This window comes from Rhizobium sp. WCS2018Hpa-16, from assembly GCF_031843705.1.
Classification (GTDB): domain Bacteria; phylum Pseudomonadota; class Alphaproteobacteria; order Rhizobiales; family Rhizobiaceae; genus Agrobacterium; species Agrobacterium tumefaciens_C.
Genome location: NZ_JAVTIX010000011.1, coordinates 24810 through 48018 on the forward strand (window position 1 = coordinate 24810; position 23209 = coordinate 48018).

27 protein-coding genes and 2 tRNA genes are annotated in these 23209 nt (G+C 53.1%); 17 read left to right on the forward strand and 12 right to left on the reverse strand.

The window, feature by feature from the left end:
* Window positions 1–10: 10 nt before the first annotated feature.
* The 3 genes from RQI55_RS22050 to RQI55_RS22060 all read right to left on the reverse strand — a co-directional run bounded on the left by RQI55_RS22050 (window position 11) and on the right by RQI55_RS22060 (window position 2194).
* Complete coding sequence (locus tag RQI55_RS22050) at window positions 11–367, reverse strand: cupin domain-containing protein (protein WP_243256195.1); 357 nt, start codon at window positions 365–367, stop codon at window positions 11–13.
* 21 nt (window positions 368–388) lie between these two features.
* Window positions 389–1672 (reverse strand): O-acetylhomoserine aminocarboxypropyltransferase, encoded by a 1284-nt coding sequence (locus tag RQI55_RS22055; protein ID WP_243256196.1) that lies wholly within the window; start codon window positions 1670–1672, stop codon window positions 389–391.
* 87 nt (window positions 1673–1759) lie between these two features.
* Window positions 1760–2194: a CoA-binding protein gene (locus RQI55_RS22060; protein ID WP_243256197.1), complete on the reverse strand. Its 435-nt coding sequence runs from the start codon at window positions 2192–2194 to the stop codon at window positions 1760–1762.
* 212 nt (window positions 2195–2406) lie between these two features.
* Here RQI55_RS22060 and RQI55_RS22065 point away from each other — a divergent pair, with 212 nt between their 5' ends.
* The 3 genes from RQI55_RS22065 to rpsI all read left to right on the forward strand — a co-directional run bounded on the left by RQI55_RS22065 (window position 2407) and on the right by rpsI (window position 4423).
* Entirely contained in the window at window positions 2407–3243 is an 837-nt protein-coding gene (locus RQI55_RS22065; RefSeq protein ID WP_243256198.1) for an EamA family transporter, read from the forward strand.
* A gap of 245 nt (window positions 3244–3488) precedes the next feature.
* The gene (gene rplM / locus RQI55_RS22070) at window positions 3489–3953 is read left to right on the forward strand and encodes a 50S ribosomal protein L13 (protein WP_192066593.1); all 465 of its coding nucleotides are present in this window, start codon (window positions 3489–3491) and stop codon (window positions 3951–3953) included.
* 2 nt (window positions 3954–3955) lie between these two features.
* Window positions 3956–4423: a 30S ribosomal protein S9 gene (gene rpsI, locus RQI55_RS22075; protein WP_192066595.1), complete on the forward strand. Its 468-nt coding sequence runs from the start codon at window positions 3956–3958 to the stop codon at window positions 4421–4423.
* Window positions 4424–4525: 102 nt separating this feature from the next.
* Here rpsI and RQI55_RS22080 read toward each other — a convergent pair whose 3' ends face one another.
* The gene (locus RQI55_RS22080; RefSeq protein WP_243256199.1) at window positions 4526–6478 is read right to left on the reverse strand and encodes an acyltransferase family protein; all 1953 of its coding nucleotides are present in this window, start codon (window positions 6476–6478) and stop codon (window positions 4526–4528) included.
* A 308-nt stretch (window positions 6479–6786) separates the two neighbouring features.
* On the opposite strand from RQI55_RS22080, the gene argC reads away from it, so the two are divergent.
* The gene (gene argC, locus RQI55_RS22085) at window positions 6787–7713 is read left to right on the forward strand and encodes an N-acetyl-gamma-glutamyl-phosphate reductase (RefSeq protein ID WP_311273568.1); all 927 of its coding nucleotides are present in this window, start codon (window positions 6787–6789) and stop codon (window positions 7711–7713) included.
* A 137-nt stretch (window positions 7714–7850) separates the two neighbouring features.
* On the opposite strand, the gene RQI55_RS22090 is transcribed toward argC, so the two are convergent.
* Window positions 7851–8969, reverse strand: a complete 1119-nt coding sequence (locus tag RQI55_RS22090) for a COX15/CtaA family protein (RefSeq protein ID WP_243256201.1) — start codon at window positions 8967–8969, stop codon at window positions 7851–7853.
* A gap of 150 nt (window positions 8970–9119) precedes the next feature.
* Between RQI55_RS22090 and RQI55_RS22095 the strand changes: the two genes are divergently transcribed.
* Window positions 9120–9332 (forward strand): DUF2842 domain-containing protein, encoded by a 213-nt coding sequence (locus RQI55_RS22095; protein WP_042618492.1) that lies wholly within the window; start codon window positions 9120–9122, stop codon window positions 9330–9332.
* Window positions 9333–9335: 3 nt separating this feature from the next.
* On the opposite strand, the gene RQI55_RS22100 is transcribed toward RQI55_RS22095, so the two are convergent.
* Window positions 9336–9977 carry a tyrosine-protein kinase family protein gene (locus RQI55_RS22100; RefSeq protein WP_243256202.1) on the reverse strand — a complete coding sequence of 214 codons (642 nt, stop codon included), beginning with the start codon at window positions 9975–9977 and terminating at the stop codon, window positions 9336–9338.
* A 196-nt stretch (window positions 9978–10173) separates the two neighbouring features.
* Between RQI55_RS22100 and RQI55_RS22105 the strand changes: the two genes are divergently transcribed.
* From RQI55_RS22105 to RQI55_RS22125, 5 genes are all read left to right on the forward strand, one after another.
* Complete coding sequence (locus tag RQI55_RS22105; RefSeq protein WP_042618494.1) at window positions 10174–10746, forward strand: polysaccharide biosynthesis/export family protein; 573 nt, start codon at window positions 10174–10176, stop codon at window positions 10744–10746.
* Between the two features lie 322 nt (window positions 10747–11068).
* Window positions 11069–12622: an undecaprenyl-phosphate glucose phosphotransferase gene (locus RQI55_RS22110; protein ID WP_243256203.1), complete on the forward strand. Its 1554-nt coding sequence runs from the start codon at window positions 11069–11071 to the stop codon at window positions 12620–12622.
* 65 nt (window positions 12623–12687) lie between these two features.
* Complete coding sequence (locus RQI55_RS22115; RefSeq protein WP_192066607.1) at window positions 12688–12837, forward strand: hypothetical protein; 150 nt, start codon at window positions 12688–12690, stop codon at window positions 12835–12837.
* Window positions 12838–13004: 167 nt separating this feature from the next.
* Window positions 13005–13592, forward strand: coding sequence for a hypothetical protein (locus RQI55_RS22120; protein ID WP_243256204.1), 588 nt, complete (start codon window positions 13005–13007; stop codon window positions 13590–13592).
* Between the two features lie 284 nt (window positions 13593–13876).
* Window positions 13877–13953, forward strand: a tRNA-Pro gene (locus RQI55_RS22125).
* A 106-nt stretch (window positions 13954–14059) separates the two neighbouring features.
* Here the strand turns inward: RQI55_RS22125 and RQI55_RS22130 are convergent.
* Together RQI55_RS22130 and RQI55_RS22135 are read right to left on the reverse strand one after the other, a co-directional pair.
* Entirely contained in the window at window positions 14060–14650 is a 591-nt protein-coding gene (locus RQI55_RS22130; protein WP_243256205.1) for a dual specificity protein phosphatase family protein, read from the reverse strand.
* A gap of 104 nt (window positions 14651–14754) precedes the next feature.
* Window positions 14755–15342: a YqaA family protein gene (locus tag RQI55_RS22135; RefSeq protein ID WP_243256206.1), complete on the reverse strand. Its 588-nt coding sequence runs from the start codon at window positions 15340–15342 to the stop codon at window positions 14755–14757.
* A gap of 449 nt (window positions 15343–15791) precedes the next feature.
* On the opposite strand from RQI55_RS22135, the gene RQI55_RS22140 reads away from it, so the two are divergent.
* On the forward strand, window positions 15792–16439 hold the full coding sequence (locus tag RQI55_RS22140) for an exopolysaccharide biosynthesis protein (protein ID WP_042618498.1): 648 nt from the start codon (window positions 15792–15794) through the stop codon (window positions 16437–16439).
* Here RQI55_RS22140 and RQI55_RS22145 read toward each other — a convergent pair.
* Window positions 16426–16710: a hypothetical protein gene (locus RQI55_RS22145; RefSeq protein WP_243256207.1), complete on the reverse strand. Its 285-nt coding sequence runs from the start codon at window positions 16708–16710 to the stop codon at window positions 16426–16428. The genes RQI55_RS22140 and RQI55_RS22145 overlap by 14 nt on opposite strands.
* Window positions 16711–16886: 176 nt before the next feature.
* Here RQI55_RS22145 and RQI55_RS22150 point away from each other — a divergent pair.
* From RQI55_RS22150 to RQI55_RS22175, 6 genes are all read left to right on the forward strand, one after another.
* A tRNA-Asn gene (locus RQI55_RS22150) sits at window positions 16887–16961 on the forward strand.
* A 159-nt stretch (window positions 16962–17120) separates the two neighbouring features.
* The gene (locus tag RQI55_RS22155) at window positions 17121–18440 is read left to right on the forward strand and encodes a DUF6538 domain-containing protein (RefSeq protein ID WP_311273567.1); all 1320 of its coding nucleotides are present in this window, start codon (window positions 17121–17123) and stop codon (window positions 18438–18440) included.
* Window positions 18441–18627: 187 nt separating this feature from the next.
* A complete protein-coding gene (locus tag RQI55_RS22160; protein ID WP_311273566.1) occupies window positions 18628–19602 on the forward strand; it encodes a hypothetical protein in 975 nt (324 codons plus the stop codon).
* Between the two features lie 24 nt (window positions 19603–19626).
* The gene (locus RQI55_RS22165) at window positions 19627–19824 is read left to right on the forward strand and encodes a hypothetical protein (RefSeq protein WP_311273565.1); all 198 of its coding nucleotides are present in this window, start codon (window positions 19627–19629) and stop codon (window positions 19822–19824) included.
* 116 nt (window positions 19825–19940) lie between these two features.
* Window positions 19941–20846 carry an SDH family Clp fold serine proteinase gene (locus RQI55_RS22170; RefSeq protein WP_311273564.1) on the forward strand — a complete coding sequence of 302 codons (906 nt, stop codon included), beginning with the start codon at window positions 19941–19943 and terminating at the stop codon, window positions 20844–20846.
* 11 nt (window positions 20847–20857) lie between these two features.
* The gene (locus RQI55_RS22175; RefSeq protein ID WP_311273563.1) at window positions 20858–21073 is read left to right on the forward strand and encodes a hypothetical protein; all 216 of its coding nucleotides are present in this window, start codon (window positions 20858–20860) and stop codon (window positions 21071–21073) included.
* Between the two features lie 413 nt (window positions 21074–21486).
* Here the strand turns inward: RQI55_RS22175 and RQI55_RS22180 are convergent, their stop codons facing one another.
* The 3 genes from RQI55_RS22180 to RQI55_RS22190 form a co-directional block, all read right to left on the reverse strand.
* The gene (locus RQI55_RS22180) at window positions 21487–21975 is read right to left on the reverse strand and encodes a hypothetical protein (RefSeq protein ID WP_311273562.1); all 489 of its coding nucleotides are present in this window, start codon (window positions 21973–21975) and stop codon (window positions 21487–21489) included.
* Window positions 21976–21990: 15 nt separating this feature from the next.
* Entirely contained in the window at window positions 21991–22275 is a 285-nt protein-coding gene (locus tag RQI55_RS22185) for a hypothetical protein (protein WP_311273561.1), read from the reverse strand.
* Window positions 22276–22460: 185 nt separating this feature from the next.
* A complete protein-coding gene (locus RQI55_RS22190; protein WP_311273560.1) occupies window positions 22461–22868 on the reverse strand; it encodes a hypothetical protein in 408 nt (135 codons plus the stop codon).
* Between the last annotated feature and the right edge of the window lie 341 nt (window positions 22869–23209).

Genomic DNA, 23209 nt, shown 5'->3' on the forward strand with positions numbered 1-23209 from the left:
CTGCGTTGCCTCACAGCCGGATGACATAGTCCTTGCGAGTCGTTTCAATCACTTCCCAGCTTCCTTTAAAGCCGGGTCTTAAGATGAGGCGATCACCCGCGCGCAAGTGGATAGGCTCGGCACTGTCTTCTGTCAGGATCGAATATCCTTCCAGAATGCTGAAATATTCCCATTCGTCATATTCGACGCGCCATTTGCCGGGCGTGGACTGCCATATTCCGGCGTAGATCCCACCGGAGGCTTCCTCGATGTTCCATGTGGTGAACTTCGGGTCGCCCGAGATCAGCCGGCCGGGTGCGGGTGCACCCTCTTCCGGCTGAACGGCGGCAAGGTCGCCCTCTGACTTGAAGTTGAGACTATGGGTCATGGGCAACCTTTCCTGATCTGATCAAACCTTGGCGAGTGCCTGTTCCAGGTCTGCGATGATATCCTTGACGTCTTCGATGCCGACGGACAGACGGACTACATCCGGCCCGGCGCCTGCCGCAGTCTGCTGCTCCGGTGTCAACTGCGCATGGGTTGTGGATGCCGGGTGGATAACGAGAGAGCGCGTATCCCCTATATTGGCAACATGCGAGAACAGTTGCAGGCCTTCCACGATGGCCTTGCCAGCCTCGTAGCCGCCCTTGACGCCGAATGTAAAGACAGAACCGGCGCCCTTTGGCGAGTAGCGCTGCTGAAGCGCATGGTTAGGGCTGTCTTCCAGACCCGCATAGTTGACCCAACCCACTTTCGGATGGGCCTTGAGCCACTTGGCAACCTCAAGCGCATTGTCTGAATGGCGCTGGACACGCAGGGCCAGCGTCTCGATACCCGTCAGAATGAGGAAGGCGTTGAAGGGCGCTATCGATGGGCCAAGGTCGCGCAGACCAAGAACGCGGGTTGCTATGGCGAAGGCGAAATTGCCGAATGTCTGGTGCAGCACCACACCGGAATATTCCGGGCGCGGCTTGGACAATGCGGGGAATTTATCGCTGGCAGACCAATCAAACGTACCACCATCCACGATGACGCCACCCATGGAATTGCCGTGGCCACCTAAGAACTTCGTCAGCGAGTGCACGACGATATCGGCCCCGTGCTCGATGGGTCTCAGCAAATAAGGGCTTGCCATCGTATTATCCACGATCAGCGGCAGGCCGTGCTTGTGCGCGACGTCAGCAATCGCGGCGATATCAACGAATGTGCCGCCGGGATTGGCGAGGCTTTCAATGAAGATGGCCTTCGTGCGCTCATCGATCTGGCTTTCGAAACTGGCCGGATCGGCAGCGTCTGCCCAGCGGACTTCCCAACCAAAGTTCTTGAAAGAGTGGCCGAACTGGTTGATCGAACCGCCATAGAGCTGTCGGGCAGCCACAAAGTTATCGCCCGACTGCAACAGCGTGTGGAAGACCAGCAATTGCGCTGCGTGGCCCGATGCCACGGCCAATGCTGCCGTGCCGCCTTCAAGCGCCGCGACGCGCTCTTCCAGAACGGCCTGAGTCGGGTTCATGATGCGGGTGTAGATATTGCCGAATTCCTTCAGCCCGAACAGCGCCGCCGCGTGGTCGGAGTCACGAAATTCATAGGCCGTGGTCTGGTAGATCGGCGTGGCGCGCGCGCCGGTGGTGGGGTCGGGTTCCGCTCCGGCGTGAATTGCCAAAGTCGAGAAACCGGGATTGTTTGCTGACATGTGTCCCTCCAATTATTGTTTTGCCTGCCTTGAGAGCAGAGGGATAATAACGCTCTCAAGGCGAATGATAAGTGCGAGTTGTGCTAACTATGCTGCAATATTGAGACGCGGATACTCAATTGCGGGGCATCGGTCCATAACGACTTCTATACCGTAGGCCTCAGCCTTAGCAGCCGCATCGTCATGGCGAACCGACAGTTGCCCCCAGATGACCTTTGGCCTCGGCGACAGGAGAATGACCTCTTCCACGACAGCGGGCAGGAATTCCGCCGCGCGGAAAACATCCACCATATCGATGGCTTCAGGAATGTCAGCCAGTTTCGTGTAGACGTGCTGGCCCAGAATTTCCTTGCCTTCCTGGCCGGGATTGACCGGAAAAACGGTGTAACCCTTGCTCAGCAGAAAATTCATGACGCCGTGGCTCGGCCTTGCCGGATTGGGCGATGCGCCCAGAAGAGCAATGGTTTTGACATCTTTCAGAATGCGCCTGATGTGATCGTCTTCGTAGCTATCGTGGTTCATCACGTCCTCCAGTTCTGCGGGTGAGTTATAGCACCAGTCTGCTCCAGCGGGTCATAAAACTGGGCTGAATGGCTGTTGCTATCAATGGCTGACGGTAAACATGGTGTTGGGGCCAACGTTCCAAACAATCCGCAATGGTTGGCTTACGCACCGGTGTAACTTCGGGCGGGAGCGCATAAGCTGGCGATGTTCAAACAAATGTGAGTCGCACCTTGTCCCTTGATGTCTTGCTGTTGGTATTGTTGGGTGCGCTGTTGCATGCGGGCTGGAACGCCCTCGTCAAATCCGGTGCAGACAAGGCACTGGATGCGAGTCTGATAGCCGCCGGTGCCGCCGCCTGCTCTATTCCCTTCCTTCCTTTCGTGCCGATGCCCGGCTCTGCGGCCCTGCCCTTTCTGGTGCTGTCAGCTGTTTTGCAATTCACCTATTTCAGGCTGGTTGCCGCTGCTTACACGGTTGGCGATATCGGCCTCGTCTACCCCATCATGCGCGGCGTGGCCCCTCTCATCGTAGCCGCCAGCAGCAACCTTTTTCTGGGTGAAACACTGAGCGCAGCCGCCATTGCAGGCATCGCCATCATCTCCTCAGGCATACTCACTCTGGCGCTGGAAGCACGCAGTGGTGGCAGGCGGCCTATTTTACTGGCGCTCGCCAATTCCGTTGTGATTGCGGGCTACACCTTCGTGGATGGTGTCGGCGCACGGCTTTCCACCAGCCCGCTCTCCTACACATTGTGGATGTCACTTCTGCCGCCGATGATGCTGTTTTCCTGGGCCTTCTACCAGCGCGGCTGGCAACCCGTTGCCACACATGTGAGACGGCACTGGTGGCGTGGTCTAGCGGGAGGCGCGGGCTCCATTCTCTCATACGGTCTGGCGCTCTGGGCGATGACGAAGGCACCCGTCGCGGTGGTGGCAGCGCTGCGCGAAACATCCATTCTTTTCGCCATCGTCATCTCCGTCGTCATCCTCAACGAAAAGGCCAGCTTATGGCGGTATGTGGCAGGCGGCGTCATCGCTTTGGGCGTTCTGACCATGCGATTAGGCTGATTTCAGCGATATTTCTTGTGGTATTATAAAACCACATCAATAACCTACTGATTCTACTTGTCATTTTCGACAGACGTCAAAAACTATACCGTTGACGAGATTTTAGCGAGCGCCTATAAGCGCGCCAGACAGGATTTCCTCGGAAATGCGGTCTTTTCGGCTGTGAAACTATGAACAGCCTCAAGCAACAAGAAACGCCTGCGTGCTCCATTGGAGCGTGACAGGTCCTAGAGAAAGTTAAAAGAATGTCTACTTTCGTTCAGAAGCCTGCCGAGGTGGAGAAGAAGTGGATCATCATCGACGCCGAAGGCCTCGTTGTTGGTCGCCTCGCCACCGTTGTTGCAACCCGCCTGCGCGGCAAGCACAAAGCAACCTACACACCGCACGTCGATGATGGCGACAATGTCATCATCATCAATGCGGAAAAGGTTGTCTTCACCGGCAAGAAGTATTCCGACAAGAAGTATTACTGGCACACTGGTTACCCAGGTGGCATCAAGGAACGTACGGTTCGCCAGATCATCGAAGGCCGCTTCCCGGAGCGCGTTCTCGAAAAGGCTATCGAGCGTATGATTCCACGTGGTCCTCTTGGCCGTCGCCAGATGAAGAACCTCCGCGTTTACGCCGGTTCCAACCACCCGCATGAAGCACAGCAGCCAGCCGTTCTCGACGTGGCAACGCTGAACAGCAAGAACGTAAGGAGCGCCTGATAATGGCCGATCTTTCCTCCCTGAAAGACCTCGCCCCTGCATCGGAAGCTTCTGCTCCCGTGCATGTTCGCAAGGTTGACACACTCGGCCGCTCCTACGCGACCGGCAAGCGCAAGAACGCCGTAGCCCGCGTATGGATCAAGGCTGGCTCTGGCAAGATCATCATCAACGGCCGTGACTACTCTGCGTATTTCGCACGTCCCGTCCTGCAGATGATCCTGCAGCAGCCACTCGTTGCAGCAGCACGCGCTGGCCAGTTCGACATCATCGCAACTGTTGCCGGTGGCGGTCTTTCCGGCCAGGCCGGTGCTGTTCGTCACGGCGTTTCCAAGGCTCTCACCTACTTCGAACCAGCCCTGCGCTCGGTTCTGAAGAAGGGTGGCTTCCTGACCCGCGACAGCCGTGTTGTTGAACGTAAGAAGTACGGTAAGGCCAAGGCTCGCCGTTCGTTCCAGTTCTCCAAGCGTTAATCGCTTATCGGACTACGACATCTGGAAAGGCGGGGCTTCGGCTCCGCCTTTTTTATTTGGATCAGTTCGTTCGGTCAGGCATTCAAAACGAGAGCCAGCGACTCACGGACGGAGAGCCGCAGCCTCCTTGGCGTTTGGCTCGTTCTCAAGCTGGTCCATGATGCCATCGACAACCAATTCAGCGCCCTTTTGCGTGTAGTGGCTCTTATCGGCTATGAAGGGTACGCTATCACGTCCGAGATAACACTGCTCGGAGCCAGCAGGTCCGCAGAAAATGGTTTCCGGAAGTACCTTTTCAATCTTGTGATCTGCGCCACCATTCAGAATGGCATAAGCACGCGCCGTGTCCTCCTTGAAACGCGCAACCGGATAGGCAAAATCCGGCGTGCTATCGCCCTTGATCATCATTGCCGCCATCAGTTCCGGCACTGGTTTGTTGAAACGCGGCGTTGGATACACAAGGACAACACGCTTTCCGGCTCGCTCGAGTTTCTCAACAGTCAGCTTCAGCCTATCTGCCAAGACAGGAACTGTAATCTCCGCGCCCTCCAATTCCACACCATCTACCGACATGTGGGATGCGTTGAAGAAATTGACCCATGATGCCGCAAGAACGACCACTTCAACCTCGCTCGCCAGGAGATAATCCAGAGCGCGCCGATTGAACTCAGTGCAATTGACGGCTTGGTCGACTCGGGAAGTCCAGACATCAGCGATGGGAGCGCAATAGCCATGCGTCAGCTGGATCAGTCCGACATTGCGTTTCTTCAACTCTTTTAGCAGAGCCGGTGAGATTGCAGCGGAAATCGAGTCACCCCAGATCGCATAGGTCTTGTGCGCTACGCCTGTATCGAAAGAGCATTTCTTATCGGGGAGTGATGGAAGGCCATCCTTGGACTGGAACAGGCACGCGTCGCTCCAGATGGCCGTGTCCATGAAGTTGGCAACCTTGGGATCCACTCGGAACGGCAAACCCTCCTGCGCACCCCAACTGCCAAAACCGACCGCCACCGAGAGGCTGAGAGCCAACGACATTGCAATTCTGCGGCCGCTGGCCTGAGCGTGCCGAAACGGCTGCTCGACAAAGCGCCAGCTAACGGCTGCAAGGAGGAGCACGAGGACGATCAGGCCGAACATAATCAATTGGGTTGGCGGCTCCAAGCTCCCGATCCTCGCAAATGCGAAAACGGGTTGATGCCAGAGATATGCGCTGAAACTTATGCGGCCGATCCACACGAGCGGCGCCAAGGATAGCATTCGTCCCACCACCCCTGCTTGATGGGAAAACAGGATAACAAGGACGGTTCCACCAACCGGTAGCAAGGCGGCAAGAGATGGAATGCGGGTGGAGGACTCAAACAGGAAGATCGCGAAGGCAATGAGTATCAGCCCGAGCGCTGCCAGAAGACCATTTGGCCGACGCTCTCTGTCCGTCAGGTAAAATGTACAGAGAGAACCAGCCAGAATTTCCCACGCTCGCGTCGGCAACAGGTAATAGGTCGCGGAAGGGAACCACCAGGATCCTATCTCGCTTGCAATAAGGCTCGTGGCCGCCAGCACTGCTACTGTGATGAAAATAGTCCGCGTCTTCAGCCTGAAGGCAAAGAGCAATGGGAAGAGAAGGTAAAACTGCTCCTCAACTCCAAGGCCCCAAGTGTGCAGAAGCGGCACCTCTGCCGCATCGGCTGCAAAATAGTCCGTTTTTTTGAGAAAATAAAAATTCGATACAGAGAGCGCCGACAGCATCAGGCTCTTTGAAAAAGCTTCGTAAGCTCCGGGCAGCAGCAAGAACCACGCCACGGCGGCAGAACAGGCCAGCACAAAAAACAATGCCGGCAGGATGCGCTTTACGCGACGCTGATAAAATCGAGCGAGTGAAAAATCGCTTCGGCGATAGTCTTCGAGAATGATGCTGGTGATCAGATAACCGCTCAGCACGAAGAACACATCGACCCCGATGAAGCCTCCGCCAAAATGGGCGATGTTCGCGTGCGAAAAAATAACAGCAAGGACAGCGATTGCACGCAGTCCGTCAATATCGGAGCGATAATTCATCAATAAAAACCAAAAATACAACCAATAGCAATTCAAAATACAACCTTTGAAGAAACCATCTACAATGGGTTGAATGCCGCGTAAAGGCCGCAGCGGTTTTGAAAGTGCGAATTGAGCATCAAACTCCGTCAATCGGGATGAGCAGACAAATCGTCATTCCCCAAGCTCATTGCCGGGGCAACTTGAGCCATGTATATGCTTAGGCGCGCGCCTCACAGCTGGTGAAAGCGAGTTGACAGATTGAGTCAAATGCTTGGCACATTGAATCCGCCTACAATTGTAACCTATTGAAAGTTCAGGATAAGGACATGACAGCGAAAATCTTCATCGATGGCGAACATGGCACGACAGGCTTGCAGATTCGCACACGCCTCGCCGATCGCCGCGATATCGAACTGCTGTCCATTCCGGAAGCAGAACGCCGGAATGCGGCGATGCGAGAGGATATGCTGAATAATGCAGACATCTCGATTCTCTGCCTGCCGGACGACGCCTCCAGGGAAGCCGTGCAGATGGTATCGGGCAACAAAAAGGTCCGCATCATCGATACGTCGACGGCATACCGGGTTGATCCCGAATGGACCTATGGCTTTGCCGAGATGGATGGAACGCAGGCCGAAAAAGTGCGGTCCGCGCGTTTCGTTTCGAACCCCGGCTGCTACCCAACGGGTGCCATTGGCCTTATCCGCCCGCTTCGTGCTGCTGGCATTTTGCCGGATGGCTATCCCTTAAGCGTCAACGCCGTGTCGGGTTACACTGGCGGCGGCAAGCAGATGATTGCGCAGATGGAAGACCAGAGCCGCGATGACGCTATCGCCGCCAACAATTTTCTCTACGGCCTGACACTCAAGCACAAGCATGTGCCCGAGATGAGAATTCACGGCCAGTTGGATCGCTCTCCGCTGTTCTCGCCCTCCGTCGGCCGCTTTGCGCAGGGTATGATCGTTCAGGTGCCCCTGTTTTTGAGCGACCTGCAAGAAAGCACGAGCGTGGAGAGCATTCACGCTGCCCTCACTGCCCACTATGCCGGTCAGAACATCGTTAAGGTCGTGCCGCTTGAAGACAGCAAGTCGATCACGCGGATCGATGCCGAAGAACTCGTCAATCAGGACACGATGAAGCTTTTTGTGTTTGGAAGCTCAGAACACATCAACCTCGTCGCGGTTCTTGATAATCTTGGCAAAGGCGCATCCGGCGCAGCGGTCCAGAATATGGAGCTGATGCTGTCGCCGTGATCGACGCCTTGGCTTGAAATGCCATAGTCCTAAAATTGGAAAGGCGGTGGAGCATCTCCACCGCCTTTTCCGTATAATCACACTGAGCGCATACCGGCCATTCAGTCAACGATGGCCAAGAAACACAACGACGGAAATCAGCCTTTTGCCACAGCCTGTGCGTCGGCAGGATATTCACCCACGAAACCGCGCCAATGGGCAATTGCGAAAGAGAGGACCAGCAGCGCCATGCCCTGATGGGCAAGAGCCACGTGAATGTTGACGTGCATCAACAATGTCGTGATGCCAAGCGCCGCCTGAAGACAGATCAAGACGGAGAATAGCACGGAACGACGGGCATGGGGTGTGTTGGGGTTCGCGCGCAGCAGTGAAATCATATGCCACAGCGTTGCCGCCAGAAGACCGTAGGCGCCGAGACGATGCACGAACTGCACGGTCTTGGGATTTTCAAACAGATTGATCCACCAAGGCTGTTGCAAGAAGAGATCACCAGGAATCAGCGCGCCATCCATCAGCGGCCATGTGTTGTATGAAAGCCCGGCGTTCAAGCCTGCGACAAGGGCGCCAAGGTAAATCTGGAACAGACAGAAGAAGGCTAGAAACGCAGCGAACCTCCTGCCCTGTCGCTGATGGTTGGCATCTGCGGAATGGAGTGAAAGACCGCGCAAGATCCACATACAGCCTGCGAAAATCAGGCAGGCAATCGTCAAATGCGTTGCCAACCGGTACTGTGAGACGTCAGTCCGGTTGACCAGACCGGACGAAACCATCCACCAGCCGATGAAGCCCTGAAAGCCACCCAGAGCGAGCAGACCAAGCAGAGGCATTTTCAAACGCTTTTCAATGCGCCCGGTAAGCCAGAAATAAGCCAGCGGCAGCCCAAAGATCAGCCCGATTGCCCGGGCCAATAGCCGGTGCGCCCATTCCCACCAGAAGATGGTCTTGAACTCGTCCAGCGACATGCCCTTGTTGATTTCCTGATACTGGGGAATACGCTTGTAAAGCTGGAATTCCTCTTCCCATTCAGCCACGGAAAGCGGCGGAATGGCACCGTGGATTGGCTTCCATTCGGTGATGGAAAGACCTGACTCGGTTAACCGCGTTGCGCCACCGACCAGCACCAGACAGAAAAGCGTAAACAGCACCACACGCAGCCAGATGCGCAAAAGATGACGGTCTTTCGCCTGCTTGTTCAAAGCGTCCGCGTGCCGCTGCTCGACAGGAATTTCTGATGTGGCCACCGTGTTTGCCCGCATGTATTCACACTCCACAAGTCTTTAAGGTGGTTTGCAACAACACACCGTGCAAAACAAGCCCTCAGCCCCCTGCTTCACGGCAATAAGCTTTGCGGCATTGGGTCGCGCCTGTATAAGAAACCTTAGACATTAACGCGAACGGAAGACGGCATGCCCCAGCGACTCAGGTCATTTATCGGCACCATCATCATCATCTGTCTGGTAATCGCCTATGCGGTGGTCGCAACAAGCTTCGCAACAGCCGCCCTATCCACCCAACCCTGGTGGGTGCATCTAAGCTATTTCATGGCAACAGGCCTGCTCTGGATTGTGCCAGCGATGTTCATCATCCGCTGGATGGCTGGGCCTAAGCCACAAAAGTAACTCTCACTCTGCTGCGAGATCAGCGGACTGAATTCCACCGATGACCATGACATCGGCATAGCCGTGTGATTGCAGTTCGAGCTGTATCTCTGCTTTTGCGGAAGCGTCCGATCCCGGAAGGGACAGGATGACTTCAGCATCAATGTATTTCAGCAAGGTCGCGACGCCTGCAATGTCAGCGGCACCGAACTCCAGCAACACGGTGTCGTAGCTATCCGAGAGCGCATTCAGGATCATCGTCAACCGCTCGATGAGCCTTATGGCGCTACGCGGCTGAGCGACACCCTGCGGCACTATATGTGCGTTTGAAAGGCGGTCATGATGGATGGCTTCGCCGAATGCAGTATCTCCGAACAAGAGATCTGAAATCCCCGAGAGATCCGGCTCCTGAGACATGAGCTTCGTTGGGCAGCCGGACGCCGTCATATCGACCAGCACGACGGATTGACCGAGCTCGGAAATGGATCTCGCCAGCATTACGCTTGCGGTAGAGCCATCATCACCACTGGGTGAAAGCAGGGCAACAATCGGCTTTGCACCCCGCATGGAAAGAAAATCGGCTACGTCGTTGACCGAGAGGTTGCGACGTCTCTGCGGAGCGTCATCAAACTCACCTGCGTGAGGGGCATTTTCGTTCACATTCATTCTCGGTTTTTTGAGCGCAGTGTTTCAATTCGGATCATCGGTAACTCTAGTTGCATCCGGTAACACAAGCGTTAAAGGAACACTTCACGACTATGAAACAAGACAAAATCGCGAAGGAAATTCTTTTGTTTACTGGGTGTTAACCATAACGCCCCGATAACTGCGTCATGACATTTCCTTCGGAGCATGATTGCGGATGACATTCGCTGCCCCACCCTTGATATCGGCGTTGATCGTTGCTGTGGTAGCAACTCTCGCCGGCTGCTCGGCTTACAAGCCGGCACCGCGCGCCTTTAACGAGGCGGCGCTCGCTCCCTATCGTCTTGACAGTGGCGACCGCCTTCGTGTCAACGTTTTCGATCAGGCCGGGCTTACGAATACCTACACAATTGACCAAGCAGGTTACGTAGCGTTTCCTCTCGTGGGTCAGGTTTCTGCTCGCGGCAAAACCGTCTCGCAGCTTGAGTCCGGAATTGCGCAGAAGCTGCAGCAGGGTTTCCTGAAAAATCCTGACGTGACGATCGAGATCGACCGCTACCGCCCGGTATTCGTCATGGGTGAAGTCGGCAGGCCGGGCCAATATTCCTATGTACCCGGCATGACAGCGCAGAATGCCATCGCCGTGGCGGGCGGCTTCACCTCCAGGGCGAACCAGAGTGACGTCGATATAACCCGCAAAATCAATGCCAATGTCATGACCGGTAGAATCATCATATCTGGACCAGTCATCGCCGGAGACACCATCTACGTTCGCGAACGATTCTTTTGAGCCGTCCCCTCCATCCCACGGTACAGGCGCTCTACCTCAAGAGGAATTGAGACCAAGTTTGTAGCCAGGAACCAGCACGCCAAGCTCGTCGTTTCCAAATGGCCCACAGTTGCGGGTAAACAGGTATTGCGTATCCCGCGCCCTATATTTGCGGATGGACGGCTAAGCTGTTCATTCGCAATAAAAAATAGTGATCGAGACTATTAAGCGGCTATTTAGACATCTGAGATTGATTTAGGCATACAAAATAAAGTGTGTTTCTAAGCATTTTTTAGGAAGTTATTTTTACTCTCTTCTCCAGTCGAGAATGCGGAATGATGAAATGAGCGATTTAGGAGGCGAGAACACCCCGATTGATCTGGATGCTTTGCGCAAAAAGCTGACTAGAAACAGCCAGGAAGCGCCGGCACAGGAACGCCAGCAGGTTCAGCTCAATCCCGTTGCTCTCCAGGTTGCAAACCAGCTTCGTGCAGTGAGCCATTCCCCCAATATCGTCATCGGTCAGCTGCGGCTGTTCGATTTTGCTATTCTGACGGCTCTGGGAATCTTTATCACCGCATTCGATGCTCCAGCGACATTCGGATTGCAGATAGCGCTCGTTTCCATTTGCATTTGGAACAGTCTGTGCTGCACCATTCTGCTACAAATTGCGGATAGCTACCAGCTACCCATGCTGCGACGCTCCATCGGCACGATGCCGCGCGTTCAAATTGCCCTCCTCGCTTCATTTTTGCTGACAGCTCTGGTGATAATCGCAACATTGCCGGCGGAGGATTACAGCTGGCAGACACTATTGGTCTGGTACGGCACGAGCGCCGCCTTTCTACTGATTGAGCGGATCATCGTCGGGTTGATGATGCGCCACTGGGGCCGAAATGGCGTCATGGAACGGCGCGCTGTCATCGTTGGCGGCGGCCAGGCGGCAAAAGACCTCATCCGCTCGCTCGAACAGCACGATAATGACATTCGCATCTGCGGTATCTTTGATGACCGTAAAAGCGCGCGGTCGCCAGATGTTGTCGCTGGCTATCCCAAGCTAGGCACCTTTGCCGAGCTCGTCGAATTCGCCCGCCTGACGAAGCTCGACATGCTGATCATTTCGATCCCCATGAGTGCCGAAGGGCGCATACTTGAGCTCATTCGCCAGCTTTGGGTTTTGCCGGTCGATATTCGCATAGCCGCGCATGCCAACAAGCTGCGTTTCCGCCCTCGTTCCTATTCACACATTGGCAGTGTGCCGATGCTTGATGTCATGGACAAGCCGCTTCGCGACTGGGACGCGGTTGCCAAGCGGGTCTTTGACATTGTTTTCAGTCTCATCTGCATCTCCCTGCTGTGGCCTTTGATGCTGGGCGCTGCAATCGCGGTAAAAACGACATCCAAAGGTCCCGTTCTGTTCAAGCAGAAACGGCATGGCTTCAACAACGAGACAATCAATGTCTGGAAGTTTCGGTCGATGTATACGGAAATGAGCGATCCGACGGCCAAGAAGGCCGTCACGAAGAACGATCCTCGCGTAACACCGGTCGGCAGATTTCTGCGCAAGTCGTCGATGGACGAGCTGCCACAAATGTTCAACGTTCTTGCGGGCGATCTGTCTCTGGTTGGACCACGCCCACACGCCGTACATGCGCAAACTGGCGACCTGAAATACACCGAAGTTGTCGAGCACTATTTTGCGCGCCACAAGGTCAAGCCGGGCGTGACGGGATGGGCGCAAATCAATGGCTGGCGCGGCGAAATCGACCACGGCGACAAGATCAAGAACCGCACAGCCCATGACCTTTACTACATCGAGAACTGGTCGTTGTGGCTTGACCTTAAGATCTTGGTGCTGACGCCGATCCGTCTGATCAAATCCGAAAACGCCTACTGATCTGAATGGAACCTCTTGTCATTTCAGACGTTTGCTCGTGGCAAATTTGTGCACAGGAAAAACACATGACAAGAACTAACAATCTTTACCTCATCATTGGCGCGCTGATCATCGCCGTTGTAGGCCTCGGAATTTACGCCTGGAATGAAGAGACAAAACCAAAGGGCATCGAGATGAACATTGGGCCCGGCGGCGTCTCCGTACAAGAAAACTGATTGACTCCAGTTTCGCGCATGTTGACGAATTTAGACCGGTTTGTGTCAGTTTTTTAAACGACGAAGCCGGTCTTTTCATGAGAAGAGCCCACGTAAATGCTCGCTTATGGGAAGCGGTGGCCAGAGCGCAGATGAATGCGTCGGCCTGAAACAGGAAAATGCCAGCAATGGTTTCGGCTCTTGGAACTCACCTGAAACTTTCTTCTACGCAACTTGCATTAGAAGTCATCGCGCAGCACGAAGCACAGATCGAAATTGGCCTGGAGCACCCCTCCTCCACGACAGACTCTGAAAAACTCTTGCTGGATGCCACTGCGCCAGCCAAAGCTCGGGTCGAGATCAGAGCCAGTTCCACCAGATCGGATGACGATATCGCCAGCGACGTTTTCATGGCGAGCCTCAAGACTTGGATTGTAGACACCTCACGTGATGCCGCTAGCGCCGCTCAGGGCAAGGCTATGGCTGCGGCTCTCACGGCCGGGACATTGAAGGTGTGCGACCCCGTTGAGGGCATCGTCGTAACGGCTTGGGATGTCGAAGGCGAAAAACCCGAGCACCTCAAACGAGATCAAATCACGCCTGCTGGCTGGAGCCTGTTTCTGAAGCAGCACGTCAAGCGCGAAGATGGCGTTGGTTACGTTAAGGACTCAGACGGAGGCTATGTGGATGTGATGTCTGGCGAAAGTGCCTATTTTGGCGCCGTTGGCAGCAAATTCTACTACCTGACCTGGCCTCGGGCCATCAGCAATATTTAAAAAGAAAATCGGGAGACCCGTCGCTGTCCCACCCAGCAAATGACGGGTCTCAACCTTTTACCCCTCCAGTCAGGGCAAGCAGAGAGAACCACAGTCAAAGAATTATGGCAAGATCGCGGCAGTCTATTTGTCTAATAAATATTCACCCTGCCCGAATAATAGCTCAATGCGGATTCGCACGGCATCCTGAGCATTTTCTCATTGGTTTCTACAGGTGTTTTTTTGAGCACAGCAATTTTCCCCTTGCGCATGAAGAGCCATCTATATAAACGCCTTTCCTGTGTCGGAGCGTAGCGCAGCCCGGTAGCGCACTTGACTGGGGGTCAAGGGGTCGTGGGTTCGAATCCCGCCGCTCCGACCATTATCTTAGAGGCATCCCCCGTGCCTCGGCTTTCCCAAAATCCAGAGAATCGAAATGCAAGCGCCATCTTGCATAAGTCCGTGTTATCGATTCACACGATGGCCGATCAGATGACCTGCTCCATCGCATTTGCGATGATAGGTGCGGGTTTCATAGTTTCGATGACTTCCCAGCTGCGGTCCATGGCATAGGCTGATGAAAAATAGGGAATGCCGAGGTGGCCGAAGCGGATCGAGAGTTGATGCTCTGCGGTGTCTTCGTCCAGCCCTGCAACGCGATTGACGTAAATCGCTGACGCCAGCCCCGTACGATCGGCTCCGGATTTGCAGTGAATGAGGATCGGCTTCGGCGCGTCGCGCATGATCTGGATGAGTTGCACCACCCGCCCCGGCGTCAGTTCCTTTCGGGCAGACATTCCGAAATCCACATGCCGAACCCCAAGTTGCTCCGCCGTTGCTACTTCACTGCGATACCACTCGGATCCATCATTCTGGCCGCGCAGATTGATAATGGTCTTGATGCCATTGGCCTTCACATAGCTCGCAAGCTGGTCCTGCGAAAGCTGGCTGGAGCGATAGAGCTGCCCGGGAATAACCTCATGGAAGTTTCCGGAAAGCTGGAGCGCCCCAATGTACAGCAGAAAGGCGCATGACAGGGCAACAAGAACCGAAACACCGCGAAATACCAAACTACGCATCATCATCATTCCCGTTTCTTTGTCGGAAACTTGGCGTTGAATGCTGACACTAAGCTGAATGCGATGACCGGGCGGGAGCGATAATCCAGCTCAGCCCGACAATGTCACCGCACGAGGACATAAGTCGCGTAGATGGCAATCAACACACCGGCGGCGACGGCTGTCATGATTCCCAGGCGTTTTTCGATGAAATGGCGGATGGGTTCGCCATATCGTTGCAGCAAGCCTGCGAGAATGAAAAAGCGTGCTGCGCGGGTAACGACAGCTGCCGCGATGAACAGGCCGAGATTGATATTTGCGGCACCGGAGAGAATCGTAACCACCTTGATTGGCGGCAGATGAGCAAGACCAGACGTCACAAGCAGCAGCAGGATTGTCTGGTCATCGACGGAGGCCTTCAAATGCTCAAAGCTGTCCAGCTTGCCATAAAATTCCAGCACAGGTCTGGCGATGCTTTCGAACGCATAGTGCCCCAGATACCACCCGCCGATGCCACCCAGAACGGAAGCGACGGTGGCCACCAGTGCATAGACCATGGCGCGCCTCGGCTTGGCCAAGACCATGGGAATGAAAAGGATGTCGGCTGGCACGAGAAAGACAGAGCTTTCTACGAACGCAATAAGGGCCAGCCACCATATGGCCGTCTTGCGGGCAGCCAGCGCCATTGTCCGCGCATAAAGTTCTCTCAGCATTCCGCACCTCACCTACTGGCCCATCCAGCTTAAGGTTTAAAATGCTTCATGCGAGGCAATATTGCGGCGGCGGAATGGTTTTTCTTGCATCGCAACATTCCAATCACCCCAGAACTGCGGCCATTGCGTAACCTTATGGTGCGCTGCAACTATAAATCAATTTATACTAGTAAATTTTGATAGATTCCATTATATTTGTCATGGGACAAATGGAGGAGGAAATGGGTATGGACTATGTTGGCTTCGTTACTTCACTCAATCCGTTTATCATTGGCATTCTGTTTCTGGTTCTCGCGGCGGGCGCCTACAGTTCCTGGGTGTCTCACTGACGTCAGACGCAGTTGTGATGGCTCAGGCACATCAAGAGTTCTAGCTTACATGGGTTTGCCATAGGCACGTCGTTTTACGAGTGTTATCTATCCCGCATCAAACATGTTTCGGGATAGAGTATGACGAGCAAAACGACATTCGCAGACACATCGGAGAGCCTGAGCGCGGTTCTCCAAAAACTGATCGACAATCTGAAAGGCGCAACGATTACCTTGCGGGAGCTAATGGAGGCCATTGGCGAGCAGGGTTTGCTCCTGATGTGTGCCATCGCTTCTCTGCCATTTCTGATTCCGGTATCAATTCCGGGCGTCAGTACGGTTTTTGGTGCGGCAATTGTGATGATCAGCCTGGCGATCACGCTGAACCGGATGCCATGGCTGCCAAAACGCATTCTTGACAAGCAGATGGAAACCGAACGGCTTCGCCCTGCCCTTCAGAAGGGGGTTGGGATCGTTTCCAAGCTGGACCGCTACATGCGCCCTCGCCTGCCCGCCTTCACCACTGGCGCGGTCATGGCGCGCGTCAATGGCCTTGCCATTATGTCTGCCGGAATATTGCTGATGATGCCGCTCGGCTTCGTGCCGTTTTCGAACACCCTGCCCGGCGTCGCCATTTTGCTCTTCTCGGCAGGAATGATCCAGCGCGATGGCGCGACTGTGCTAGGCGGCTATTTGTTCCTCATTCTGACGACCATTTACTTCGCCATATTGGGCTATGCCGCGTTCTGGGCAGGCCAGGGCATTACCAACTCCCTCACGGGCGCGTAATGCCTTCCCGGCGCGCTTCACGGGCGCGCCGGCGACGTGCCCACCAGACAGTCAATCTTCGGCGCTGACGGCGCACAAAGGGCAGATCCTGCGAAAGGACGAGAAGCCCCAGCGGGACCATCCAGAATCCCAGCACGGGCAGGAAGCCCAACAAACCACAAATAATGAGCAAAACGCCAATAACGATGCGCCCGACTCGCGAGCGAGGCATCGGCATGCTCCATTTTCCCACATGAAGACGCCCCGTTTGGGGGTGAAGACCGAAAGTCATCGCGCTAAACCCCTTTCAGGAACATCCGCCAAAAACTTTTTTATTGCTAACATGCCCGGAAACGTGGGGTCTTCGGTGGATAAAACAAGATGATTTCATTTTTTTTGAAAAAACCGCTTGGCAAATCGCCAAAGCGTTTGTATTACCCCGCTCACACCGCGCCAAGCAGCGCACGTTCCCTGGTAGCTCAGCGGTAGAGCATTCGACTGTTAATCGACAGGTCGCCGGTTCGAATCCGGCCCGGGGAGCCACTTTTACCAATATGGGTAAGTGGTACGCTGCAAATAAAATACATCTAAAACAATCACTTAAATACCCTCCACCAGCTTCCCTACCGTGCCGGAACACTCCCTCTCTTGTGTTTCTTGCTACATTTTGGGTACATTCCCGCCTACAGCAGGCGAGACATCATGAAATCAGAAGACCTCTCACGGTACGTGGTGAAAGATCCCGCAACCGGCATCTATCGCTATTATCGACGCGTGCCGACCGAAGTCGCTCACCTCGACAAAAGGGTGCATGTAAAGAAGAGCCTGAAGACCAAGAATCATAAAGAAGCGCTCGACAGAGCGGAGACACTGCATCGGGCATCCGAGGATTACTGGCGTGCGCTACTTGATGGAAAGAACGCAGTCGGCGCGATCGAGGAGTACCAAGCTGCGGTGAAAGCTGCTCAGAGCATTGGCTTCACATACCGTCCGGCACCACAAGCCGCACAGCTTGACCTGGTCGAGCTCGAGCGACGGCTGAGTGTAGCGGAGCAACATTTCGATACGTCGTCGACGATCGTGGATGCGGCACTCGGGACAGCGAGCGAACCCAAGCCCCGCGTGAGTGACATCTGGAAGCTTTACCTTCAGCACAATGAAGCCGGCCTGACGGGGATGTCCCCCAACCAGATGCGAAAGCACAAGATCTCGCGTGAGCGTGCCATTCGATATTTCAAAGATCTGATTGGCGACCGCGAGCTGCACAGCATCGATCGTGCCGACACAATTAGATTTCGCGACTGGTGGGTGCGCAAGATCAAAGATGAAAAACTGAAGGCCTACAGCGCCAACCGAAGTTTTACGGATATCGCCGGCATGTTGGCCGTCATCGACGACGGACTTCACACGCAGTTTCATAAGGCGTGGGAGAAAATCCGGATCAAAGAAACGAACGCGACCAAACTCGACAAGCGGCCGCCCTTCCCTGTTGCATGGATCAAAGAAAAGATCCTCGCACCAGGGGCACTCGACGGCCTCAACGCTGAAGGCAATGCGATCATCCACACGATGATTGAGACAGGGATGCGGCTGGGGGAGGTTTGTAATCTACGACCTCAAGATATTCACCTGGACGACGAGATCCCGCACGTTGAGGTCGCGGAGCGCGAAGATCGCAGAAATAAGACTGATTATTCGATACGACGCATTCCCCTCGTGGGCATTGCGCTCGATGCGATGAAGCGCCATCCGTCAGGCTTTCCGCTCTACCAGGACAAAGCCGACACAGCGTCAGCAAACATCAACAAGTTTTTGATGAATGCTGGCTTGCGGCCGACGGCAAAGCACACCGTCTATTCATTCCGGCATACGTTTCAGGATCGGATAGAAAACGCCGGCGCTTCCGACCGCATGCAGGCGGACTTGATGGGGCATGAATTCGGCCGGCCGACTTATGGTGACGGGGCAGAGATGGCGCGGCGCCAGGCTTTCTTGAATAGTATTCGAATAGATCTGCCTTAGGACGACACTAAATTTAGTCGATTATAGGGGATAATATCGTGACGTTCACTGAAGTGAATTATTGCAGATTGTCGAGTTAATCAGACCGCCATCGATTTAAAATTGTGAAATTAAAGAATCGTTTTATGATTGGGGGCAAAATTGTGCTGCAGGTCGGCTTCCTTGAAACAATTCTGAAAAGAAAAAGATGAGCGACAATAGAACTATCACTCACTGGCAGAAAATAAACGATCATATTTCTGGATTTGCGAAGACGATCGGTCGCAGTATCACCTTTGCAAAATGCTCGATCATTCTATTCGGCGCCTTAAGCGCCGTAATGCAGTTTTGGCCAAGTGATGTCGCTACAATTTCCCGCCCTCAATTCCTTGGCGCAATAGCAGCTGTGCTCGTGGCGGTGATCGGAACCTACCTACTTTTCGCTGAGCGCGATGCAGCGTCGATGCTGTCAGACGCGAATCAAGCTCTCTCGCACGCCATCGAGTCCGAGAGCATCTTGGTCGGATATGAACAGAACATAGCATCCCTCCATCATCAGATTAACAAGTTTTCTGAGCTCTACGTCGCAATGGGTAATGCGCGCAATATGTATGAGGGCATGGCACTTGCGGGCAAAAAAGAGGAGAATACGCTCCTACAGGAGCTTCTGAATATCAATAAACGTCAGCTCGCGGCGTCGATGGAATTTGAAACGAGCGATAGATGGACTGTATGTATTTACAAATCTCATGTTTCTGAAACCGGCTCAAGAGAGTTACGGGTCGTAGCTCACATACGAGCTATTGAGTGCGATGTGAAAGAAGCTAGAGTTTGGCCAGAAGGCGTCGGTTTCAGCGGAATTTCGCTATCAACCGGTGAGGAAATCATAGTTGGAGACTTAACTGACCCCACAGTCTCTCAGATCTACGGCGCCGGTGGGCCTAAAGCGAAACCAAATGATTCAAGCATGTACAGGTCGGTAGTTGCTTGTCCCATCTATATCGGCGACGAGAGAAAGCCTTGGGGTATTGCTACGGCTACTAATGATAGAGCAAATCATTTCATTGACGTGGATAATATCGGGGTTCAAAACAGTGAGGCAGTTCGGGCACTTGCCGAAATGGCCGCCATGATTGTTGCACTTTCGGGTGCTACAAGCCAAAGAAAAGAAATAGCTCAATAACGAGACGGTTCTGGGGTGTTGAAGATGAGCAGCATAATTAGAAGATCATCTGAAGAGTCTGTTATCGACAGACGACGTGAGCAAATTATTGCCAAGGTTGTGTCCGGTACAGTCAATAAGCAGGAGCGTGCTAATTTGGAGGAACTATCTTCAGCTCGCGCGGCGATGCTGAAAACCTCTAAAAATATTGTCTACTCCCGAAAAAACAGTCTGTTTAAGTAACGGAATTATCCAAAAACAAAGCCGCCTTTGGGCGGCTTTTTCTTTTCCACCTTCCAAATCTAAAAACCTTTGTCATTATCACTTTTAAAGGAATCAGTTTGTTTGGGGGGAACGAGTTGGCCGACATTGAACCTGCATCTAGCGATGTCATGGCAACGAACCGGTACATCGATGTCGAGATCGTCGAAAGACTCAAAAGAATTGAAGAGATATTCAACGCGGATGTAATCACTTGCATACACCCCATCGCACAGCCAATCGATGACATGATCCGGCGCTTGATGGACGAAGTGCCAAACAAGCGGGACAACTTGCTAGTTATCCTCGAAACAGACGGCGGCTCAATAGAAACAACAGAGCGAGTAGCCGACGTTTTTCGGCATCACTATAAGGGAGAAGTATCATTCTTGATACCAAACTTCGCGATGTCAGCTGGGACAATTCTGGTCATGTCAGGCGATCGTATTTTGATGGATTACTACTCTATTCTCGGCCCGATAGACCCACAAGTGCCTAACTCTACGGGTGAACTTGTCCCGGGGATGGGTTATATCGAGAAGTTTAAAGAGCTTGTTGATAAGTCGCAAAAGGGTAATCTATCTGCCGCAGAACTGGCATTTCTTTTAGACAAATTCGATCCAGCTCGCCTTCATTGGCTTGAGCAAGCACGTGAGCATGGCGTCGACCTTCTCAAAAAATGGCTGGTGCAATATAAATTCAAAAACTGGTCAAGGACGTCCTCTCGGAATCTACCAGTGAGTCAGAAAATGAAAATCAAGCGTGCCAAGGAGATAGCTGACAAGCTCAACAATACAAAACTCTGGCGGTCGCACGGGAGGGGCCTCTCTATGGAAGTAGTGAGAAGAACTTTAAATCTAGTTGTTGAAGACTACGGAACTGATCCAGCTCACGACGAATTAAACAAGCGAGTAACCGCATATTATCGCCTTTTAAAAGACTACATGGGTAGACGAGGGTGGGAAATTGTGGTTCAGACGCGCGAAAACAGATTCATGATATAAGGAAGTGCGCCATGGTCGATCTGAATGAAATCATTCGCGCTAACCCAAATGCGGCAAAAGAATTTGAAACAATCAAGGCTACATTGGAAACGTTGAAAGGTCTCCGCGATGCAGGCGTGATCAAAAGTTCGGAAACTTTTCCTCACGCAAAGAGACCAACCTTGATTGGATTAAAGCCCAGAGGCTCAAACCGACAAAAGCTGTACATGGCTCTAAGAGGTAACTGAGTCGGCTTTGCAAAAAAATGGCAGGTGGCCTTTCCATGCCGTGGCTACCAAAGGTAACGTTGCATTCCACATCAGACATTGGTTTCTATCTCTAACGCTTTTATCTCCACGAATTAGAGCATCGAGGATATTATTCGCGTATTATGTCCTAGATCACTGATCGCTTAAACGGTGCAGACGGCGGGACTTGAACGCTCACGAAACCACCCACAAAACAACGGATTTCCAGACACTTCATATTGGTCAGTGGCACTTCCTGTGTCGCGCAATGTGGCACATGGGGATTCAAGCTATCTCTACCGGAAACCAGAAGATGCGCGAAAAAGGTCTGCATCAAGGAACAACAGCTCGGGAAGCTTGATCTATCACCCATAGTTCAATGCCTTGAGCTTAAAACACACGCGGCCGCAACTCTATCGCGGCCAAAGCTCACTGAGAATTTCGAACCCAGCGCTCTTAAAGTATCGATCAAAATCTCCACCGGCAGTGAGATCGTTGATCAATCGCCATATCTGGTACTGCCTATCAGGGATTTTATTCGAACTGGGACGAGGTACGGGGAGCCCTGAGCGACCACCGTCTACCCAGACTATCAACTCACGCAGGACTGGCCGACCATTGTACAGGAAGTCAACCCAGTCGGAAGAAGCGTGGGGATCCGGGTTTCCGTTTGCCCACAGTTCGGAGAAGCTAGCGCGGTGTTTGAGCCCGGTCGCAATCGAAATGCGAAGATCATTCTTGTAGCTGAGGAGAGTATGATGCTCATCAACCTCTAGCCATGGTACTGGTTGGCCGTTGCCACTGATTTGCGACAGGCTCTGAAGAAAAACTGGCCGTTCTATTTTGGTCCAGTCATACGAACTGCTCGTGGCGACGATGTTGAGAAAGTCGTCAAGTTTCATGAAAGGCTGCTCCAATTATTCTTTTATTAGCGTTGGCCAGACAGATGTATCTACTTCCTCGACAACTATGTTCACGATGCAGTTTGTAGTTCCGACGTATGTAAACAAACGACTCTTCACGCGACCATCGAATACGGCGTGGTCTTCGTTCCCAATACCTTTAAGAATTTGCACGTAGTCTCCTACCAAAGGGGCAAGCAAAAATCCTTTTTCATCCGTCTCAACCGGAACAACCGCACCTTCGTCACTTGGACGAGCCGAACCCTTAGCAAGAAACTGGAAGTCGTAACTGTATTTCATTTTTTGATTCCCGGAATTGAAACTGAGCTATAGCAAGACAATATGGATGCCGAAGAAGATGTGGCAAAAACAGAGTTTTGTAGGATTACCCACAATCTCATATTAAAGCACGCCGTTATTTGCACGTCGAATATTTTCAACCGCGAAGCACTGCGTGTAGCGATAAGGGTCTTAATCGATGCACATTACACACCTACTGCCGGCAATTGGTAGAGGGTGCTGTTTTCATCACTGTTTACCAGCTCAAAGCCGAGCGCTTCGAACCACCTAGCGACCCTTGAGTGAGTTGAGTAGCTATAGGCATGAACAGGAACGCCGCCGTTTTCTCGTTGTAACTCGCGGATATGCTTCCAACAGAATCGAACGGTTTGGCTCGTAAAGAACTCTTCCTTCGCTGCGAAAGACGTTATGATCAACTCTTCCACTGGGTCCCACATGATTGCGGCCATAGGCACGCCGTCTTGTAATAACGTGTGGCAGCGACCATCGATAGCAGCTGCTAAGAAGTTGGATTTAACCTGACGTGCGTTGACCCCCGCGCGCTCGTATTCGGAGTTTATGCGAGGCGCATTGTTCCTAAATACTTTTGCCAAATCCGAACTTGTTGTGTTTCTACTTTCCAAAATGTCAACCTCTTCCCAATTGATAGTCACAAATTGACCGGAACGTGCATAACAGGTCAATCTGCACACAATAAAAACACGAGTGTAGTCACCGGGCGTTTGAGTAAGTTTAGAGGAAGCCGGTCAAAACCCGCAGAAGCGCGAAAAAGGTTTGCATCTTGGATGCAACAGCTCGGGAAGCTTGATCTATCGGCTATAGATCAATGTTTTAATTGTGAAACACGCTCAAACCGGCACGAAATCCGATAATGTTCTCAAGTGTTGTAAACTTAGTCGGATTGTAGCGGGGACTTATGTAGGGCACCGTGCAT

Excerpts from the sequence above, each read along its gene's own strand:
- RQI55_RS22050 (WP_243256195.1), bottom strand. The coding sequence starts at position 367 with ATGACCCATAGTCTCAACTTCAAGTCAGAGGGCGACCTTGCCGCCGTT.
- RQI55_RS22055 (WP_243256196.1), bottom strand. The coding sequence starts at position 1,672 with ATGTCAGCAAACAATCCCGGTTTCTCGACTTTGGCAATTCACGCCGGA.
- RQI55_RS22060 (WP_243256197.1), bottom strand. The coding sequence starts at position 2,194 with ATGAACCACGATAGCTACGAAGACGATCACATCAGGCGCATTCTGAAA.
- rplM (WP_192066593.1), top strand. The coding sequence starts at position 3,489 with ATGTCTACTTTCGTTCAGAAGCCTGCCGAGGTGGAGAAGAAGTGGATC.
- rpsI (WP_192066595.1), top strand. The coding sequence starts at position 3,956 with ATGGCCGATCTTTCCTCCCTGAAAGACCTCGCCCCTGCATCGGAAGCT.
- RQI55_RS22080 (WP_243256199.1), bottom strand. The coding sequence starts at position 6,478 with ATGAATTATCGCTCCGATATTGACGGACTGCGTGCAATCGCTGTCCTT.
- argC (WP_311273568.1), top strand. The coding sequence starts at position 6,787 with ATGACAGCGAAAATCTTCATCGATGGCGAACATGGCACGACAGGCTTG.
- RQI55_RS22090 (WP_243256201.1), bottom strand. The coding sequence starts at position 8,969 with ATGCGGGCAAACACGGTGGCCACATCAGAAATTCCTGTCGAGCAGCGG.
- RQI55_RS22095 (WP_042618492.1), top strand. The coding sequence starts at position 9,120 with ATGCCCCAGCGACTCAGGTCATTTATCGGCACCATCATCATCATCTGT.
- RQI55_RS22100 (WP_243256202.1), bottom strand. The coding sequence starts at position 9,977 with ATGAATGTGAACGAAAATGCCCCTCACGCAGGTGAGTTTGATGACGCT.
- RQI55_RS22105 (WP_042618494.1), top strand. The coding sequence starts at position 10,174 with ATGACATTCGCTGCCCCACCCTTGATATCGGCGTTGATCGTTGCTGTG.
- RQI55_RS22110 (WP_243256203.1), top strand. The coding sequence starts at position 11,069 with ATGAGCGATTTAGGAGGCGAGAACACCCCGATTGATCTGGATGCTTTG.
- RQI55_RS22115 (WP_192066607.1), top strand. The coding sequence starts at position 12,688 with ATGACAAGAACTAACAATCTTTACCTCATCATTGGCGCGCTGATCATC.
- RQI55_RS22120 (WP_243256204.1), top strand. The coding sequence starts at position 13,005 with ATGGTTTCGGCTCTTGGAACTCACCTGAAACTTTCTTCTACGCAACTT.
- RQI55_RS22130 (WP_243256205.1), bottom strand. The coding sequence starts at position 14,650 with ATGCGTAGTTTGGTATTTCGCGGTGTTTCGGTTCTTGTTGCCCTGTCA.
- RQI55_RS22135 (WP_243256206.1), bottom strand. The coding sequence starts at position 15,342 with ATGCTGAGAGAACTTTATGCGCGGACAATGGCGCTGGCTGCCCGCAAG.
- RQI55_RS22140 (WP_042618498.1), top strand. The coding sequence starts at position 15,792 with ATGACGAGCAAAACGACATTCGCAGACACATCGGAGAGCCTGAGCGCG.
- RQI55_RS22145 (WP_243256207.1), bottom strand. The coding sequence starts at position 16,710 with ATGACTTTCGGTCTTCACCCCCAAACGGGGCGTCTTCATGTGGGAAAA.
- RQI55_RS22155 (WP_311273567.1), top strand. The coding sequence starts at position 17,121 with ATGAAATCAGAAGACCTCTCACGGTACGTGGTGAAAGATCCCGCAACC.
- RQI55_RS22160 (WP_311273566.1), top strand. The coding sequence starts at position 18,628 with ATGAGCGACAATAGAACTATCACTCACTGGCAGAAAATAAACGATCAT.
- RQI55_RS22165 (WP_311273565.1), top strand. The coding sequence starts at position 19,627 with ATGAGCAGCATAATTAGAAGATCATCTGAAGAGTCTGTTATCGACAGA.
- RQI55_RS22175 (WP_311273563.1), top strand. The coding sequence starts at position 20,858 with ATGGTCGATCTGAATGAAATCATTCGCGCTAACCCAAATGCGGCAAAA.
- RQI55_RS22180 (WP_311273562.1), bottom strand. The coding sequence starts at position 21,975 with ATGAAACTTGACGACTTTCTCAACATCGTCGCCACGAGCAGTTCGTAT.
- RQI55_RS22185 (WP_311273561.1), bottom strand. The coding sequence starts at position 22,275 with ATGAAATACAGTTACGACTTCCAGTTTCTTGCTAAGGGTTCGGCTCGT.